Annotated in this window: 2 protein-coding genes and 1 pseudogene; all 3 read left to right on the top strand. The window is 35.8% G+C overall.

What is annotated here, in order from left to right; translation table 11 throughout:
* A pseudogene (locus Q0Y61_RS09450) lies at nt 1-257 on the top strand (hypothetical protein); the annotation flags it as partial.
* A gap of 76 nt (nt 258-333) precedes the next feature.
* Nucleotides 334-2,181 (top strand): hypothetical protein, encoded by a 1,848-nt coding sequence (locus Q0Y61_RS09445; protein WP_297814427.1) that lies wholly within the window; start codon nt 334-336, stop codon nt 2,179-2,181.
* A 108-nt stretch (nt 2,182-2,289) separates the two neighbouring features.
* The gene (locus Q0Y61_RS09440) at nt 2,290-2,637 is read left to right on the top strand and encodes a hypothetical protein (RefSeq protein ID WP_297814425.1); all 348 of its coding nucleotides are present in this window, start codon (nt 2,290-2,292) and stop codon (nt 2,635-2,637) included.
* Nucleotides 2,638-2,715: the final 78 nt, after the last annotated feature.

Here is a 2,715-nt window from a genome sequence, read left to right as displayed (position 1 = left end):
ATGGAGCTTTCACTCCCTTAGATGTAGCACAAGGAGCTAGAAACAAAAAGCTTCTAAAAGACGCAGGGGCTAAGAGTGCTGATAGGGATTTGAGGTATATTGTAGAGGAGGTATTGTTGGCATTTGGGGTAGATTGTGCAAATCGAAAGAGTTTTGACGAAAATTATCATAAATTAACAGACGAACAACGCAAAGAAATGGATAAACTCATCAATCAAAGAATTGCTGAAATGATGAGCAAGAAAAAGGCTAAGTAATGGCTGAAGAATCTCTTACATTTAATGATGTGAAATTTCATATCAAAGAGTTTCAAAAGGTGTAAAAGGAGAAAGTTTGCGATTAGAATCTATTGTTTTGACAGTCGTGCTTCTTGTGCTTGCTTGTGCAAGTTTCTTTTTGATTGTCAATGTATTTGAGTTAAGCCATACAAGTATTGCGCTTATCATTTTTATTTTGGGGCTGATTTGCGCAAAATTTGTCTTTCCTATGATGATAAAAGCCAAAGTAAATCAAAAGAATAAAGAATCTAACAAAGAGGCGCATACAATGAAAAGAGCAAAAGAAAAAGCCATAAGGATAGAGGCACAAGATAGGAGTGATGAGTCTATTGAGATATTTCATACAGAAACATTTGACCAAACTATGGATAGAATGAAAAATATTATGCAATCAGTAAGAGATGCAAGTAATGCAATGGAGCAAGATATTGAAGAATACGATGAAGTAAGCAGTGAGCATAAGGAAATGTATCTGCAAAAAGAGAAGCAAAATGCGTTTATTGCAGTTTTCAAACTCTCAAATGAGGAGTATGCAAAACTCACACCAAAAGACTTTCAAAATTACCAAAAAGAGATCAACTCCTTGATTAAGAATTTTGTCATTGCCATTGAACATTTTGAGGAGGAATTAGAGGTAGAATATACGCAAAACTTGCGCAATATACTAGAGGATAAAAAGAGCGTTATTTTTGTAGAGAGTTTTCTCCCGTTAAGCTTACCAAAGAGTTTAAGATTTTTGAGTGGGAAATCTAAACAATTACTTAAAGGAGCGAATCGCACTTTGTTTTTGAATCTTATAAGAGCTGGAGCAGAGGTAGAATGGGAGCTTGTGGAACAAGCGGAAAATGCCGCACAATGGTATATTTCATCACAGCTGCAAAGATACAATCTCTATCAAGCATTGCGAAAAACAAAGATTCTAAACTTTAATGATGAAAAATATTCCATAAGTGATGAGCAAAAAGAAGCCTTTGTGCTTTCACTTCCTACAACCAAAATCCTACAAGAACTTTGTGCGATTCTTAGGTCTGCCTATTATACAGATGGCACGGTGCAAATAAGGGCTTTGCAAAGTCTCGTACAAGAATCCGAACTTGATGAGTGGATTTTGCCTCAATATGAGGAACTTTTCATAGGTGGGGAGGCTACCAATTATGATTGGCAATTACTTTCTTATGAGAGGGTGCAAAATCAGCAAAACTATGATGAAGCCTATAATGCAACCATAGAAAAACTTAAAAAATCTCTACAATCTGGAGAGCAAACACTCTTTTATGAGGATATTTTAAAATATGAAGATTCTCTAAAAAATAGGGTAGATTCTCAAATACTACACAAAAGAGGCAAAGCAAAAAGACAAATGGGCAATAAAGAGGTAGATAGCACAGACAGAGAGGGTGCTTATGATATGCTTTTTAAGGCAATTATGCTTTCAGATTTTGATTTGTTTGAGGAGGCAATCGCTAATGGAGCAGACGCAAATGGTGTAGTAAGTGCAAAACAAGCGGAGAGTGAACTTGCAAGGGAGCAATATTTGTGTGAAGAGGGTGCAAGTCATTATGCTATGGCGGTTGGCAAAATTTTAGATTGCATAGCACTTGATGATGAAGATTTGAGCGAGGAATCTTTGAAAGAAGAATGTGAGGAAAGCTTTAAGATTGTCTATGCGATGAGGGATTTAAAGCCAAGTGAAGAGGCATTAGAATTTACAAAAGAAATGCTGCGAGATACACACGATGACTGGTGGTATGAAGCTTACAAAGAAGCTGATGAGTTTGGCTATGAGGGCGATTTAGATGATGAGGAGGCACTGCATACTTGGCTAAGAAATCATAAGCCTCTAACATACTTTGAAGTGCTAGGCAAAGAGCTAGGTTTGGATTTGGAATTAAGCTGGGAGTGAAGTAAGGCTTTAAGGGTAAAAAATATAAAATCAATACTAAATGATTTGATATAGAATCTTGTTTGTTGCATTAAGGCTTAAAAAATAAATTTTAAAGAGGGAGACACAATGGAAGATTTAGCAAAATTGCAAAGGCGTTGGGAAGAAGCATTTGAATCTATGCCCAAACTCTATGAAACACCCGAAGGTTTAATGGTAAGTTTCACTTTAAGTGAAGATACCGATACGATTCTCTTTAAAGAACCTTGGGAAAACTTTGAACTAGAAGATGATGAGGAAGCAGAGTGGAGAATAAGCTTTTTTAGTATTAGCGAAAATAAACCTTTAGGATATTTAGAATACAAGGAAGCTTTAGAGAAATTACAAGACTATGCTTTAATGCAATCAGAAGAGAGAATCTTAATAAAAGCTATGAGTTTAAAAGAGCTTGAGGGCTTGGGATTAAAAGGATTGTAAGACAATCTATCATAATGTAAAATATTGTCCTAATCCACCTACACTAGGAGGACCTTGTTCTAAAGTTGCTTTAGTCTT

The organism is uncultured Helicobacter sp. (assembly GCF_947367035.1).
Lineage (GTDB): Bacteria > Campylobacterota > Campylobacteria > Campylobacterales > Helicobacteraceae > Helicobacter_D.
This window is presented reverse-complemented; position numbering and strand designations above follow the sequence as displayed.

Coding starts and splice junctions, on each gene's coding strand:
- Q0Y61_RS09440 (WP_297814425.1), top strand. CDS start 2,290: ATGGAAGATTTAGCAAAATTGCAAAGGCGTTGGGAAGAAGCATTTGAA.